Origin of the sequence: Veillonella montpellierensis DSM 17217 (assembly GCF_000426745.1) — a bacterium.
GTDB lineage: Bacteria > Bacillota > Negativicutes > Veillonellales > Veillonellaceae > Veillonella > Veillonella montpellierensis.
In genome coordinates, this window is the sequence record NZ_AUFY01000002.1 from 60284 (window position 1) to 75898 (window position 15615).

Genomic DNA, 15615 nt, shown 5'->3' on the forward strand with positions numbered 1-15615 from the left:
AGTGATAGCCTCCTACACTAATGCTTTATAGGCATCATATCCTTTTTCTTCTATTTCACCTACTAATGAAGCATCACCAGTTTTAACGATTTTTCCATCAATTAAAATGTGAACAAAATCAGGTTGTAATTTTTGAAGAATTGAGTTGTGATGAGTAATAATTAACACTGCATTTTCTTCATTGTGAAAGCGTCGTACACCTTCGGATACTATACGAACTGCGTCAACGTCTAGACCGGAATCAGTTTCATCTAGAATTGCTAATTTAGGATTTAAAATCGACATTTGAAGAATTTCATTTTTCTTTCGTTCCCCACCACTAAATCCTTCATTCACATATCTAGCCGCATAGGAAGTATCAAACGATAATTCTTCCATTTTTTCTTTTAATTCTTTTTTAAATGCCAAAGCACGTACAGGTTGACCTGTTATAGTAGCCTTTGCTGTGCGAATAAAGTTTTCTACAGTGATACCTGGTACAGAAATAGGATTTTGAAAGGACATGAAAATACCTTTTTTGGCACGTTCATTAACAGGCTCATTTGTAATATCTTCGCCTTCAAATGTAATAGTTCCATTGGTTACCGTATATTTAGGATTTCCAAGAATTGCATTGGCTAAGGTAGATTTACCAGCACCATTAGTCCCCATGACAACATGAATTTCTCCCTTATTAATTGTTAAGTCTAAACCTTTTAGGATTGGTTTATCTTCAACTGCAACTTTCAAATTTTTTACTTGAAGCAATTCAGTCAAAATTTTCACTCCTTTAATATATTACGATGAGTAATCATTAATTATTCTCTATGTTGATTACTCTATATACTAGTAATCAGTTAAACCAATATCATAGTTTAACTAAAGTATTATGTACAAACAAGCAGAAAAAGCGGCATACACTAAAGTGAATACCGCCCAGTATATAATTTAAGCCACTTCAGCACCATGTACATAATTCTCATATACTTATTATACATGGTAAATTACTGGCTTGCAACAAATTCCTAATAATTTACTATGAATTTGTGTAATTTCATATATATTCTTATTTAATATGGTTTACAGGTGGGAAAAGTCTAAGGTTGCAAATAAGTCATCATAGGTTTCAGCACGACGGATTTCAGTAACACTTTTATCGTCGTGTAATAACAATTCAGCAGACCTCAATTTCCCATTGTAATTAAAACCCATAGCATGTCCATGGGCACCAGTGTCATGAATAACAATACGATCGCCTATATCGATTTTAGGTAGTGTTCGTTGAATAGCAAATTTATCATTATTTTCGCATAGTGAACCAGTTATATCATATATGTGATTTAATGGCGCATTCTCTTTACCGACTACAGTTATATGATGGTAAGAACCATATAAAGCAGGACGCATTAAATTTGCCATACACGCATCGAGACCGATGTAATGTCTATAAATATCTTTTTTGTGAATCGCTGTTGTTACAAGATATCCAAATGGTCCAGTAACCATGCGTCCACATTCAAAAGCTATTGTTGTATCGCTCATGCCATTGGATTTTAATGTAGATTCCCATTCATGTTGTATACCTTTGCTTAGTAAATTGAAATCCACTGGGGTTTCTTCGGGACGATATGCAACACCTATACCACCGCCTAAGTCGATAAATTCAATTATTACTCCCAATTTATTTTTTATTTCTACAGCTAAATCAAAACAAATTTTAGCTGTTCCTACTAAACCATTTACATCTAATTCATTAGAGCAAACCATGGTATGAATACCAAAGTGTAAAACACCGCGTTTTTGTGCAAACGTAATAGCTTTAAAAATTTGTTCTCTGGTCATACCGTATTTTGCTTCTTCCGGAACACCAATGATATCATTACCACCTTCTTTGAGGGAGCCAGGGTTATATCGGAAACACATTGTATCTGGAAATGTTTCGACTCCGTTGTCCACCAAATATTGTAACATGGTGATATCATCTAAATTTAACAGTGCACCTAATTCTAATGCTTTTTGATATTCGCAAAAAGGAGTGTCATTCGATGTGAATAAAATATCATGGCCAGTAAGCCCTATTTTTTCGCAAAGTAATAGTTCTGCTAAAGAAGAACAGTCAGCACCGACTCCCTCTTTCTGTAATAGTTTCATAATATATGGGTTAGGCGTAGCTTTCACTGCAAAATATTCTTTAAATTTTGGAGCCCAATCAAAGGCTTTAATAAACCGACGAATGTTATCTATAATTCCTTTTTCATCATAAATATGAAATGGTGTTGGATGGATGGCTATTATCGATTCCAATTCTTCTTCTGTAAAGGGTAATGATTTTGTATTCATAGATTTCTCCTCAAACTCTATATGATTAAATATGTATATATTTTTATCCTAATATTCGTTATTATAATATATTTTATAGCATATTACAATTATAACAGGCATATTTTCTGTATCAATATACAGATTATGCATTATGTATATGTATATGTTTTATATGGAATATACGGACAATTAGATGTATAGACTTTGATTACCTATTGACTTCTATCATAAAAAAAGCAGGCTTACATACTAGTAAACCTGCTTTTGCATTCGCTCCTATGAGCGCGTGTATGAAATTATATGGATGTATGAATTACATCATGCCACCCATACCGCCCATGCCACCCATTGGAGGCATAGCTGGCATTGCTGGTGCATTTTCTTCTACTTTGTCTGCCACAATTGTTTCAGTAGTTAATACTAAAGAAGCAATTGATGCTGCATTTTGAAGAGCAGAACGTGTTACTTTAGCTGGATCAACAATACCAGCTTTTACCATATCTTCAAATTCTTCTGTTAATGCATTGAAACCTACACCTTTATCTGTATTTTTAACTTTTTCTACGATAACGGAACCTTCTACACCTGCATTATAAGCAATTTGACGAACAGGTTCTTCAATAGCACGTTTAACAAGGTTAATACCTGTTTGAACATCACCTTCAGCGTGTAAAGAATCTAAAGCATCCATAATATCAATGAAAGTAGTACCACCGCCAGCAACGATACCTTCTTCTACAGCTGCACGAGTGGCGTTTAATGCGTCTTCTATACGAAGTTTTTTATCTTTCATTTCTACTTCAGTAGCAGCACCTACTTCAATAACTGCTACACCACCAGATAATTTAGCCAATCGTTCTTGTAATTTTTCTTTATCAAATTCAGAAGTAGATTCTTCCACTTGCGCACGAATTTGGGCAACACGTTGCGCAATGGCAGTTTTATCACCTACACCATCAATAATAGTTGTTTCGTCTTTTGTGATGCGAACTTGACGAGCACTACCTAAATCATCTAATTCAACGCTATCTAATTTACGTCCCATGTCTTCAGTGATAACAGTGCCACCAGTTAAAATGGCGATATCTTCCAACATAGCTTTACGACGATCACCAAAGCCAGGTGCTTTTACTGCTACTGCTTTAAATGTACCACGTAATTTATTAACTACTAGTGTAGCCAATGCTTCGCCTTCTACATCTTCTGCAATAATTAATAATTCTTTACCTACTTTAACAACTTTTTCAAGAACTGGTAACATGTCGGCAATAGCACCAATTTTGCGGTCAGTAATCAAAATGTATGGCTCATTCATAACAGCTTCCATTTTATCTGGGTCAGTTACCATATAAGGAGATAAATAACCACGATCAAATTGCATACCTTCTACTACATTTAAACCAGTTTGTAAAGATTTAGATTCTTCAACAGTGATAACACCATCTTTACCAACTTTTTCCATTGCTTCCGCAATTAATTCACCGATTTCTGCGTCACCAGCAGATACAGAAGCAACCTGAGCAATTTCGTCTTTCCCAGAAACTGTTTTAGCACGTTTTTTAATTTCTTCGACTAACGTATTAACTGCAGTTTCGATACCGCGTTTTAATACCATTGGATTAGCGCCAGCAGCTACATTGCGCATACCTTCTTGAATCATAGCTTGTGCTAATAAAGTAGCAGTAGTTGTACCATCACCAGCTACATCATTAGTTTTTGTAGCTACTTCTTTAACTAATTGAGCCCCCATATTTTCAAATGGATCAGCTAATTCAATATCACGAGCAATGGTAACACCATCGTTAGTAATTAATGGAGCTCCAAATTTCTTATCTAATACTACATTACGACCCTTAGGTCCCATAGTTACTTTTACTGCATTTGCTAATTGATCAACGCCACGACCTAGTGCACGACGAGCATCTTCATTAAAAAGAATTTCCTTAGCCATTAAAAATTACCTCCTATAATATGTGAATATCACATCATGTGTTATATAACTATATGCGCTATATATGATTATTATGAGCAACAAAGAAAGTTATATTGATTAAAGAATTGCTAAAATATCACGTTCACTCAATACTAAATGATCAGCACCATCTAATTTGAATTCTGTGCCAGCATATTTAGAAAACATAACTTTATCGCCAACTTTTACTTCCAAAGGAACGCGTTGTCCATTATCATATACTTTACCATTTCCGACAGCAATAACTTCACCTTCAGAAGGTTTTTCTTTTGCTGTATCTGGTAAGAATATACCGCTTTGTGTTTTTTCTGCTTTTTCAACAATACGAATTATTACACGATCGCCTAATGGTTTCATCATAATAAATCTCTCCTTTGTATACGTTTATTTGAATGATTCTACTTGTTAGCACTCACTATTAACGAGTGCTAATTACAATTATTATTATAACTGATTATTCTACAAATGCAAGTACTTTTTTTGATTTTTTGACTTTTATTATTATAATTAGAGATTTTCTTATCAATTTAAAGAGTTTTCTACTATTTTCATGTACTATGATTCGATTTGATTTTACATCATCACTAGGAGCATTCCTCTTCTAGTGGTGATAGATTATATTAGTGGTAATAGATTATATATAGCACTTATTATTTCTATCTATTAATTCTTTACACCGTATAGAACATAGTATACTAAACCGTATCGTTTAAAAGTCATATCTTTTATACCTACGATTCACTATGCGTGCGATTAAACATAGGCATCATTGTAGTTGACACACTATTAGTGCTTATCATGCTTAGAAGCATTAATAATTTTTAAAGCGACTTGAGTGATTGATAATTGCTTGTTCATACTATATTTTCTGATTCGTGAGAATGCTTCTTCTTCTGATATTTGATATAAATTCATGAGTATTCCGGTAGCTTTAGCAATATATTTTCTATCTTCTAAAGACTGTTCCAAGTGGCTAACATCATGTCGTAATCGTTGTTCGTCTTCATATCTACCAATAGCCATCAACAATGTAGGTATCAATTGTTCTTCCCGTAATGGTTTTATTAAATATCCATATATACCAGATTCTTTAGCTTTCTTTACTAAATCTTCTTGGCTATACGCAGTGAGTAGTACGACGGGGGCAATATGGGCGTGATGTATTTGTCGAGCTGCTTCAATGCCATCTAATTCTGGCATTTTTACATCCATCAAAATAATATCAGGAGTAAGTTCTCGTGCTAGTTGAATGCCATCTATTCCTGTCTTTCCTTCCCCTATAACTTCATGACCAGCTGACTCTAATATGTCTCTTAAATCCATTCGGATGAGAGACTCGTCATCTACAATTAACACACGCATGTTAGTCCCCCTTTTCCATGGTTATTATAACATTTGATCCTTCTTCGGTAGATTGCTCAATAGTTAAGGTTCCATGTAATTCATTTTCAACTAAATTTTGAATGATATGTAACCCTAATCGTTTAGATGTAGATACTGAGAAATTAGGAGGAAATGGTTTTCCTGTATTTTTTATAGAAAGAATGATTAGATGCTCGTGTTCTTCTACAGATAAGATAATTGTACCATATTCATTTTGAATGCCATGTTTAATACTATTCGATATAAGTTCGTTCAATATTAAGGATATATAACTGGCTTGATTGGAACGAATCATCACTTCATTACCTTCATAGATATAAGTGATGTGGTCTTTATGACTAACTAATGCATTCGTTAATAGTCTAGTTAATTCCTCGTATATACTGCGAATCGATACATAGTCAGCTTCATAGTGAGATACAATGTCATGAACAAGAGCCATACTTTCAATGCGAGAAATGCCCTCTTGTAAAGCAGCTTTTACTTCGAGTGACTGCGATCGACGTGCTTCCATGCGAAGTAATCCAGCTACAGTTTGTAAATTATTCTTCACACGATGATGAATCTCTTTAATGACGGAATTTTTTACTAGTAACTCTTTTTCTTTCTGACTTACTAAGGTTCTATCTTTTAATAATAATAAACTTCGATTTCCTCTAGTCCTAGAAAAAATTGGTATAACAGTTTGCCTAATCACTATATCGTCATAAATACTGTCATATGTATCACCAATATGCTTTTGTAATGCTTTTTTTACAAAAGATAACTTTAAAGAACTTCCATAAATAGATGTCCCTATGAGTCGTCGATTAAAGCCTAATACATCAATTAATTGATGGGCTTGTTCATTGCCATATAATATTGTGCCAGCTTCATCAAAAATAATGACTCCATCTTGATATGATAATGGTGTATATAAATCTACTTGATTATGTTGAGGAACCATCATAGCCATATAAATTGTTTCCGTTATAATTTGTTCTTGTTGGAGCAAAAACATATCATTCATAGAATCTATTCGCGGATTTACAAAAGAGATACCGGCAATAATACGTCCACCATTGTCAATGACTGGATATGCATGCATTAATTCCATCTTACCCTTACTTCGTTCCTGCAGCCCTCTAATTGAAATGCGCTTATGAAATAATTGCCACCATAAATTCATTTCATACCGTTCAATCATTTGTATGCTAAAAGGCTTATGTTGATCATCTTGTGGTTGAATCGCAATAAATTGGTTTTTACTAGTCAATAAAAATAATACAACCGTACTATGAGTGACAGATTCTGCAAATCGCAATAAATTTGCAAATTTAATAATTAGTGATATTTGCGTTGTATCTAGCGTAGTCATTTCATCAATAATATCAAATAATTTCATAGGCTGTTCTCACTGTCATTTATTTCCAAGACATATCTCCTATAGGGATACTTGGTTTCGCATTTAATGATAAAGTAGCAAATTTATTGGCTTTTGCCATATAATAAGCACGACAACCAATCATAGCTGCATTATCCGTAGATAAAATAGAATTAGGCTTATAAAATTTAAAGCCTTCTTCTTCACACATGTTTGTTAATGCTTGCTGTAATCCTCGATTAGCAGATACACCACCAGCAACTGTAATAGTAGTATATCCTGTTTGTTTAGCAGCATCTTTCGTTTTCTTTATTAATATATCAATAACAGATTTTTGAAAAGACGCAGCTACATCGCTATCATTAATCAATTCATTCTTTAATTTAGCACTATTTAAATAATTTAATACGGCCGATTTAAGTCCACTAAAACTAAATTCAAAATTCCCATCTTCTTGTAATGCTTTTGGGAACGTAATTGCATGTGGATTCCCTTTCATCGCTAATTTATCAATATGTGGTCCTCCCGGATAAGGATATCCCATAACGCGGGCAATTTTATCAAAAGCCTCGCCGGCTGCATCATCACGTGTTTGACCGAGTACTTCAAATTCTTCATAATCTTTTACCACTACTAACATTGTATGACCGCCAGATACGACAAGACTTAAGAATGGTGGCTTTAAATCAGGATTAGCTAAAAAATTGGCAAAAATATGCCCCTCCATATGATTGACGCCAATAAGCGGAATACCTGTAGCTAAGGATAACCCTTTAGCGGCGGCTACACCAACTAATAAGGCTCCCACTAAGCCGGGCCCATAAGTGACGCCGATATGATCTATAGTTTCTAGGTTAATCTTAGCATCTGCTAGGGCCTGATCAATTACAGGAATTACTTGCTCTATATGATGACGTGAAGCAATTTCTGGAACGACACCTCCAAATTTTCTATGGATAGGAACTTGACTGGAAATTACATTTGACAGAACAGTTCTACCATCTCGTAAAACAGCGGCCGATGTTTCATCGCAACTGCTTTCAATAGCTAACGTATATACACTCATAAAGTTTCCTCTTTTATTAATGACATGATATAAGCATCTTCAGTGGGTTCTGAATAATATGATTTTCTAACACCTTTTACTGTAAATCCTAATCGCCGATATAAGGAAATCGCAGGTATATTAGAAATGCGAACTTCTAAAAAAATTTCTTGCATCCCTAACGTAAATAATTCTTTGATTAACTTTCTAGTTAACATGGTGCCATACCCCTGACGACGGTAGGATGATTTGATAGCGATATTGGTAATTTGTCCTTCATCAAGCACAATCCATGCACCTGCATATCCTATAATCGTATTATCTTCTTCGGCCACAATATATAATTTGCGTTCCTTATCTTCTAATTCATGAATTACAGAAGGTAATGACCAAGGAATAGAAAAAGAGTCTGTTTCCACTTGATAAATACCATCAGCATCATCTATTTCAGCTAGTCGTAATATCATGATTTCTCTCCTAGTGAAACTGTTTCGGATACGATGACAGTTGGATTTTCTTCATTTTCTAAGATTGTCCCATGCTTTGCTTCCCACAATACTTCTGCCTCTGATCGTTTGATATAAAAAGGTAACATAGTCATTGGATCATCACTATCATGTGCATCTATGCGATTTTTAGCGGCTAAGAATAGTGAGCTCGCTCTTGGTATCTGTATCGAATTAGGCGCGATTGTAATCATAGGTGTATCATCGCTTAAAAAAGGTTGAATTCTTCGTATACCATCACCAATGCAAATGACAGATATATTCTTATCCTTGTAGGCGTTTATTACATCAGATGCAACTTTTAGAATCGGCGATTGTATGCAATGTAGTGTTCCTTTTTCGTATCGATATAAACCTTCATAGACATGTTTCTTTTGTCCATCGATTACTACACTAATCAGTTGATTCGTGTACAGAAGATTATAAGCTAGGGCGTCCATTGTCATAACACCGTATAATGGTTTCTTTAAGGCATATGCCAATGATTTAGCTGTAGCCATACCGATTCGTAAACCTGTAAATGACCCAGGGCCTATGGAGACAACAATACCATCTAACTGTCTTGGTATAATTCCCACTTGTTCACATAATAATTGAATATGTGGCACTAATTGTTCAGAATGGGTTAAGCCTGATTGAACAGTTAATTCTCCTAATAATATATGATCATGCTCAATGGCAATACTTGACACTAAGCTACTTGTTTCAATTGCTAAATACATATTCTTCCTCCTATAATAGATAATTGTTGACTATCTACTATATTTGATGCTAATGTAATGCGTCTTTCAGTTTCTGAAATGCGTTCTATTTGTACCCACAATGTGGTATCAGGTAATTCATCTTGAAACATATCCGCCCATTCAACAATAGATTTTTGTTCCTCTGTATATTCATAAAAGCCGATGGTATCTAACTCTTCTACGGTTGTTAATCGATACAAGTCAAAATGATATAATCTGTGATTGATTGCACCATAGGTATTCATAATAGAAAAGGTGGGGCTTGTGACTTCTTCTGTAATACCAAACCCTATAGCAATACCTTTTGATAAGTGTGTTTTACCAGTACCTAAATCACCAACAATAGCAATACATAGTGGAGTAGTTATTGATTGTAGAAAGAAACCTATTTTTTCTCCTAAGGCTTGTGTATCTTCAACAGATTGTGATTGACATTCTATTTTATTCTTTACATTAAACATAATTACTACCTTTCTAGATAGTATGGGCGTAACCCTTACTTGTACAAAAAATGATGGGTAATATAGATTATTATATATAAGAGATTTCAATAACTCAACTAGTTAGAAAAATGAACATACTAGATCATATTATACATTTTATTTACACATAGTGGACATAGTATAACACTATAGTAGCTATACAATTAGAAATTCTAGGATTAATCATGAGAAAAATGATTATATCCCTTTTTTTCAATAACGCGTATAGACTGATCCTTTCCTTTCATTAGGACAGTTCCATCACCTTTAGAAATAATTTGTCCTATGATAGTGATGTCTTTTTGATTCTGAACATCAGGAAGGGATTCGCTCGGTATCGTGAATACAAGTTGAAAGTCTTCCCCACCAAACAATGCGTAATCAAGAGGGTTATTGCCTAATCGATTACTTACCAGTATGGTTTCTTTATGAATTGGTATTAATTCTTCTTCAATGAGCATGGTTATGTTCGATGTATCTGCTATTTCATGTAACTCACTAGCTAATCCATCGCTAATATCATTCATGGCAGTAGCACCTATATGGCGAAGATAAGTGCCTAATGCCAGTTGTGGTTGCGGTTGTCTGTGGGATTGAATAATTACATTTGTATCTTGATAGGTATGATAAATTGCATCTAAGCCAGCTGCACTACTTCCCATATATCCAGTAACGCCTATAAAATCACCAACTTGTGCACGTCGTCGTAATACAGCTTTTCCTTTAGGTACTTCTCCAACAATAGTTAGTGTTATAACTAAAGGACCTGACGTACTAACTGTATCTCCACCTATTAAATTAATTGTATATTGTTTACATTGGTATTTAATACCATCATAGATAGATTTAATAATAGTACTATCCATTGTAGGAGGAACGGCAATACTAATTACTATTTGACGTGGTATTCCACCCATAGCAGCAATATCACTAATATTAGCAGTTGATAAGCGGACACCTATATCATAGGGACTCATTGTATTAAAAGTAAAATGAATTCCTTCAACCATGGTATCAATACTAATTAATTGCTCATAATCTTCCGTAGATTTATATATAGCACAATCATCTCCAATGCCTTCGATAACAGTAGTAGGATCAAAAATGACATCATCACTTATTGCATTAATAAGTGTAAATTCGCCCATATCTTTAACTTTCATAATGAAATTCCTTTATTGAGTACGTGTATCATTATAATAAAATACGCTTTGTAGTTATCATACCATATCTACAAAGCGCATTAAAATATATTATATATTCTATTGTTGTATCATGTATTTTATCATAGATATAGGTTGTCGTGTATCAAAGGCGCCGATCGTATCAACAGGCTTACCGTTATTAGTAAAACGAACTGATTGAATGTCATCCATAGACGTTAACGTATTGACAATCGTAGCCAATCGTAATTGAACAGATAGGTCACTACTCTTAGTTGTTATAAAAGCTTGATTCACATCTATCGTTGCTACCCCATTAGTAACGCTCACTTTTTGTACTTTCATATTTTTGGTAAATAGTGGATACTCATGCTGACGATCTGCATTGATTGCCTCTTGTACAGCACGCAATGGTGTTGCCTCTGATGCCAATAATTCAATGGATGATGCCTTAACACCTTGGGCATTTTCTAAAGGAACATAAATAGTAAGAACTACTGTAGATTGATGATCAAATTTTCCTGTTCGATTAGTTTCTTCTGTAGTAGCTCCCGTGTGAATAGCTGCAGTAGATTGACCAGGATTAGCTAGTTGGCTAGTATCTGAGCAACCTGTAGCCATTATAACCAACATTGATACTATGCTGACAGCTACCATGCGATTAAATAGTATCATAATAACTCCTCTTTTATTTAAAATATGCGGCTAGACCATCGGCAATGCGTTTAGCAAACTCACGGCGTGTCGTATCCTTGGTCAATAATGATTCTTCTGTAGGATTTGATATAAATCCTAATTCCACTAAAATAGCAGGCATCGTAGTATTTCGTAATACATATAAATTTCCTGGTTGAATGCCTCTATCACCATTGAAACCAGGTTCTCCAGCAATTTCATTTTGCACGTGACGTGCTAATTGTTCATCATGAGATGTTTTTCCATAATAATAGGTAGCGATGCCGCCTACAGACGGATTATCGAAAGAATTAATATGAACACTAATGAAAATGTCAGATCCAGCTTGATTTGCTACATCAGCACGAGCTTGTAATTCATCAATACCACTCGCATTAGGCGCATACACATCCTTATCAGTACTACGCGTTAAAATAACTTTAGCGCCCATAGCTTCTAAGTCAGATTTTAAATACATGGCGATAGGTAATGTTACTTGCTTTTCTTGTAATCCATTATGACCTATCGCACCAGGATCGCTCCCTCCATGGCCAGGATCAATAGTAATTAATTTACCTTGAATCCCACCTGATACTGTATAGGGCCTAGAGGTAGGCGGTGTCCCTACTGGCTTAGCCACTTTAGGTTTTGCTGATGGAATCGCAGCCTTTCCATAATAATTAGTCCGAGGGGAAACACCTTTTTTTTGAATGTCTACGACAATTCGATATGGTTTGTTATTAATGGTATCTTTTTTTAAAGAAAAAACTTTTATATCAGATACATCTAATACGTTAGGTGTATCAATAGAAATCTCCACATTGCTATTTTTTTCATGCACTTTTGCGCTTGTAGCAATACTTTTATCCATTGTAATTGAAGATTTTACGTTACCCAGTTTTGCATCTTTTAACGTAATCGTTGTAGATTTTCCCTTATTATTAATAGAAGCGCCTGCTTTCACAGGACTAGATACATCGACTACCATTCTAAGAAATGGCACAGGTGCATCATTCCTTGTGACCCAACGTACATTAGTTACTGTTGCAGCTTGTGTTGATTGACAAAAAAACGGAACTACCATTAATATGGCCAACCATAGTATATAAAGTTTTCGCAACTGTATCACTCCTAACACGTTTTTATATTCTCTATTCAATATTTCAATCTATTATATTATACCATGAAATGGATACTACTAGTATCATTTTAGAAAATAATTGATACTAGATACCATTTACTTCGTCTATAAGTAGTATTATTTTGATAAAGGCAATCTAGTAGCTACCCATCTAATTGCAATATGTTGTACACATATAGGAGTAGTTTATATAGTGTAGTCTTATTATAACATGTATATAGGCTTAAAATAGGATGCTTACTTAAATACTACTAGTCAGTTTTTATACATTACGATTACTTATAAAGTATAGTATGCGATTATCGCTCAGTAGTGATATGCCATTGTTTACCATCTGTGGCAACGTGAATCATGCCCATCGTATCTGTACGATACACTAATACATTATTCTTTTTAAATCGTTCTAATGTTTCATTACCAGGATGTCCATAATCATTATGTAGTCCTACTGAAATGAGTGCTGCTTCCGGTTTTATAGACCTAATAAATTTTTCGATAGAACTATGATTACTACCATGATGTGAAACTTTTAACATACGACTAAATAGCTTACTATTATAATCTTTTACTAATTGTGATTCCTCTTCTTGCTCAGCATCACCGGTTAAGAACAATGAATAGTTACCAAATACAAGTTTTCCTGCAATAGAATGATTATTAAGATATTTTGACTGAGAGCCTAATTTCTTTCCTCCTTGAGCTTTCGCCTCTGCATACGATAATGAATCACTCGGCGCATAGACATCAAATCTCGCGCCATTGCCTAAATCAACAGTACCTCCCTTTTGGAGTACTTTATGAGTAATATGCTTTTTTTCTATCATAGCACGATATGTTTTATATAAATTATTATCTACCGCAATGCCATCATCATAAATGGTATCAATTGGTATTTCTTTACTAATTCCATAGACACCGCCTATATGATCTTCATGAGGATGAGTGATAATTACATTTTTTATATGTGAAACACCTAATTTTTTTAACGTGGTCACGGTTGATCGACGATGAGCTACATCTCCAGTATCTACCATTGTATACTCATCACCTACTTTTATTAAAATAGAATCTCCTTGTCCTACATCAAGGATATATATATCCATCGTTCCAGTGCTATTGGTGGAAGATGTTTTTTCTGTAGAATTAGATTGATTCTCTGTTTGACTAGCTATTGACTGTGGTGTATGTGTCGTTGCTGTTGAATGATTTGTACACCCCGTAAGAGATAAAATAGTGAATACTATGCTACAAATAGTGGCAAGGTATTTTAATTTATATATCATAATAGGCTCCTATGAAATTAAACTTGTAATTGCTTTAATATATATCCAATTCCTTTGCCTACATCACTGGGAGTATATCCGATAGGCTTTGTGTGATGTAAGAAATCGGCACTAGCACTATGTAAATAAACTCCTAGTATAGCCGCCGTATCTTCATTCATACCTTGTGCTAATAAACTTACAATAATTCCTGTCAATGTATCTCCCATGCCGCCAGTACCCATACCAGAATTGCCAAGCGTATTTATATATATATTACCGGATGGTAGGGCAATTATAGAAGGAATACCTTTTAGTACTAATGTCACATTATAGGCCATGGAAAACTCACGCGCCATATCCACATAGTGTGATTGAATATATGGAATCGACTGTCCTGTTAATCGAGCAAATTCTCCTATATGTGGTGTCATGATAACTGAACGGTTACGATCTATAAAATATTGTTTAGTAGCTCTTAATTCATGCAATGCATATAATCCATCTGCATCAATCACTAAAGGACCCTCAAAAGAAGATACGAGCGATGTAAGAAGTGATTCAGATTCTTTCGAACGCCCTAAGCCTGGACCTATGGCCATCGCTGTACAATCAGTCAATGATAGAAGTAAATCGGCATTCGTTTCAAAAGATTGAACCATAGTTTCTGGCATAATTTTGCATTGTACTGGAAGTATACAATCAGTTGGTACATGTAATGTAGTTTTACCCGTACCAGTATAGACACAAGCTTCTGTCGCCATAATAGGTGCTCCAATCATAGACTTAGATCCACCTATTATATGGGCGTGTCCATTCATACCTTTATGTGCATTTGATGGACGTATTGGATATAGTTTACAGACTAAGTCCTTATCCAGTGTATGCACGTGAGGCCCCAGCTTAATAGATTCCCATGGAACACCTAAGGGTTTAATAGAAATTTCTCCACAATAACTAGTCCCAGGATAGAGATGCATACCTAATTTACTAGCTCCAAAAGTAATCGTTTTAGTATATGTTAATGTGCCCTTTGATACTTGTCCCGAATTAGTTTGTACACCAGCTGGTATATCAATGGCCCATAAATTTTCAATGTGATATTCTGTTAGCCAATGATGTAACTCTTCAAGTAACTGTTGAGTCGAATCCCGTAAATCACTAGTTAAACCTGTACCAATCAGACCTTCAAGAACAATGCCAACAGAATGCCAAGGAATATCTTTCATAGAGTTAACAAACTTGATGCCCAGTGACTGGCATGCAGTATACTGTGTGCGAAATAGGTTCGTATCTTTCAAAATATCGCCATGAATGAATACATAGCTAGGAATCTTATATTCTAATAATTGACGGGCCGCTACCAATCCATCAGCGCCGTTATTGCCAGTCCCACAAATAAATACAACATGTGATGCACTTTTATTGTTGGTGCTGTTTATGGAATTGATAATTTCTTCAGCAATACCTCTACCTACATTTTCCATCACTAACGCAAGAGGCAAACCAGTCCGTAATGGAATTTGTTCGTCTATATAATTAGTTTCTTCTTTTGAAAGTATGCGCATAGGGCACCTCC

The 15615-nt window shown here is 34.8% G+C and carries 15 protein-coding genes; all 15 read right to left on the reverse strand.

Annotation, left to right across the window (positions count from 1 at the left end; all coding sequences use genetic code 11):
• Window positions 1-12: 12 nt before the first annotated feature.
• Window positions 13-756 (reverse strand): Fe-S cluster assembly ATPase SufC, encoded by a 744-nt coding sequence (gene sufC, locus K357_RS0101195; protein WP_028257079.1) that lies wholly within the window; start codon window positions 754-756, stop codon window positions 13-15.
• A gap of 303 nt (window positions 757-1059) precedes the next feature.
• On the reverse strand, window positions 1060-2319 hold the full coding sequence (locus K357_RS0101200; protein ID WP_028257080.1) for a diaminopimelate decarboxylase family protein: 1260 nt from the start codon (window positions 2317-2319) through the stop codon (window positions 1060-1062).
• Between the two features lie 295 nt (window positions 2320-2614).
• The gene (groL, locus tag K357_RS0101205; RefSeq protein ID WP_028257081.1) at window positions 2615-4252 is read right to left on the reverse strand and encodes a chaperonin GroEL; all 1638 of its coding nucleotides are present in this window, start codon (window positions 4250-4252) and stop codon (window positions 2615-2617) included.
• A gap of 99 nt (window positions 4253-4351) precedes the next feature.
• Window positions 4352-4633, reverse strand: coding sequence for a co-chaperone GroES (gene groES / locus K357_RS0101210; protein ID WP_081658367.1), 282 nt, complete (start codon window positions 4631-4633; stop codon window positions 4352-4354).
• 426 nt (window positions 4634-5059) lie between these two features.
• Window positions 5060-5635 carry an ANTAR domain-containing response regulator gene (locus tag K357_RS0101215; protein ID WP_028257083.1) on the reverse strand — a complete coding sequence of 192 codons (576 nt, stop codon included), beginning with the start codon at window positions 5633-5635 and terminating at the stop codon, window positions 5060-5062.
• 1 nt (window position 5636) lies between these two features.
• Window positions 5637-7040, reverse strand: a complete 1404-nt coding sequence (locus K357_RS0101220) for a sensor histidine kinase (RefSeq protein ID WP_051211953.1) — start codon at window positions 7038-7040, stop codon at window positions 5637-5639.
• A gap of 19 nt (window positions 7041-7059) precedes the next feature.
• Window positions 7060-8085, reverse strand: a complete 1026-nt coding sequence (gene tsaD, locus K357_RS0101225; RefSeq protein WP_028257085.1) for a tRNA (adenosine(37)-N6)-threonylcarbamoyltransferase complex transferase subunit TsaD — start codon at window positions 8083-8085, stop codon at window positions 7060-7062.
• Window positions 8082-8531, reverse strand: coding sequence for a ribosomal protein S18-alanine N-acetyltransferase (gene rimI / locus K357_RS0101230; protein ID WP_028257086.1), 450 nt, complete (start codon window positions 8529-8531; stop codon window positions 8082-8084). Before rimI ends, tsaD begins: the two co-directional genes overlap by 4 nt.
• Window positions 8528-9292 carry a tRNA (adenosine(37)-N6)-threonylcarbamoyltransferase complex dimerization subunit type 1 TsaB gene (gene tsaB / locus K357_RS0101235; protein ID WP_028257087.1) on the reverse strand — a complete coding sequence of 255 codons (765 nt, stop codon included), beginning with the start codon at window positions 9290-9292 and terminating at the stop codon, window positions 8528-8530. Before tsaB ends, rimI begins: the two co-directional genes overlap by 4 nt.
• The gene (tsaE, locus tag K357_RS0101240; RefSeq protein WP_028257088.1) at window positions 9283-9774 is read right to left on the reverse strand and encodes a tRNA (adenosine(37)-N6)-threonylcarbamoyltransferase complex ATPase subunit type 1 TsaE; all 492 of its coding nucleotides are present in this window, start codon (window positions 9772-9774) and stop codon (window positions 9283-9285) included. Before tsaE ends, tsaB begins: the two co-directional genes overlap by 10 nt.
• Before the next feature lie 200 nt (window positions 9775-9974).
• The gene (gene thiL / locus K357_RS0101245; protein WP_028257089.1) at window positions 9975-10958 is read right to left on the reverse strand and encodes a thiamine-phosphate kinase; all 984 of its coding nucleotides are present in this window, start codon (window positions 10956-10958) and stop codon (window positions 9975-9977) included.
• A gap of 99 nt (window positions 10959-11057) precedes the next feature.
• The gene (locus tag K357_RS0101250; RefSeq protein WP_028257090.1) at window positions 11058-11633 is read right to left on the reverse strand and encodes a GerMN domain-containing protein; all 576 of its coding nucleotides are present in this window, start codon (window positions 11631-11633) and stop codon (window positions 11058-11060) included.
• 13 nt (window positions 11634-11646) lie between these two features.
• On the reverse strand, window positions 11647-12762 hold the full coding sequence (locus K357_RS0101255; RefSeq protein ID WP_425314967.1) for an N-acetylmuramoyl-L-alanine amidase family protein: 1116 nt from the start codon (window positions 12760-12762) through the stop codon (window positions 11647-11649).
• Window positions 12763-13073: 311 nt separating this feature from the next.
• On the reverse strand, window positions 13074-14057 hold the full coding sequence (locus K357_RS0101260) for a ComEC/Rec2 family competence protein (protein ID WP_028257092.1): 984 nt from the start codon (window positions 14055-14057) through the stop codon (window positions 13074-13076).
• Window positions 14058-14074: 17 nt separating this feature from the next.
• Entirely contained in the window at window positions 14075-15604 is a 1530-nt protein-coding gene (locus K357_RS0101265) for a bifunctional ADP-dependent NAD(P)H-hydrate dehydratase/NAD(P)H-hydrate epimerase (RefSeq protein ID WP_028257093.1), read from the reverse strand.
• Between the last annotated feature and the right edge of the window lie 11 nt (window positions 15605-15615).

Bases quoted from the DNA above. Each gene is read 5' to 3' on its own strand.
- K357_RS0101200 (WP_028257080.1), bottom strand. From the start codon at position 2,319: ATGAATACAAAATCATTACCCTTTACAGAAGAAGAATTGGAATCGATA.
- groL (WP_028257081.1), bottom strand. From the start codon at position 4,252: ATGGCTAAGGAAATTCTTTTTAATGAAGATGCTCGTCGTGCACTAGGT.
- groES (WP_081658367.1), bottom strand. From the start codon at position 4,633: ATGATGAAACCATTAGGCGATCGTGTAATAATTCGTATTGTTGAAAAA.
- K357_RS0101215 (WP_028257083.1), bottom strand. From the start codon at position 5,635: ATGCGTGTGTTAATTGTAGATGACGAGTCTCTCATCCGAATGGATTTA.
- K357_RS0101220 (WP_051211953.1), bottom strand. From the start codon at position 7,040: ATGAAATTATTTGATATTATTGATGAAATGACTACGCTAGATACAACG.
- tsaD (WP_028257085.1), bottom strand. From the start codon at position 8,085: ATGAGTGTATATACGTTAGCTATTGAAAGCAGTTGCGATGAAACATCG.
- rimI (WP_028257086.1), bottom strand. From the start codon at position 8,531: ATGATATTACGACTAGCTGAAATAGATGATGCTGATGGTATTTATCAA.
- tsaB (WP_028257087.1), bottom strand. From the start codon at position 9,292: ATGTATTTAGCAATTGAAACAAGTAGCTTAGTGTCAAGTATTGCCATT.
- tsaE (WP_028257088.1), bottom strand. From the start codon at position 9,774: ATGTTTAATGTAAAGAATAAAATAGAATGTCAATCACAATCTGTTGAA.
- thiL (WP_028257089.1), bottom strand. From the start codon at position 10,958: ATGAAAGTTAAAGATATGGGCGAATTTACACTTATTAATGCAATAAGT.
- K357_RS0101250 (WP_028257090.1), bottom strand. From the start codon at position 11,633: ATGATACTATTTAATCGCATGGTAGCTGTCAGCATAGTATCAATGTTG.
- K357_RS0101260 (WP_028257092.1), bottom strand. From the start codon at position 14,057: ATGATATATAAATTAAAATACCTTGCCACTATTTGTAGCATAGTATTC.
- K357_RS0101265 (WP_028257093.1), bottom strand. From the start codon at position 15,604: ATGCGCATACTTTCAAAAGAAGAAACTAATTATATAGACGAACAAATT.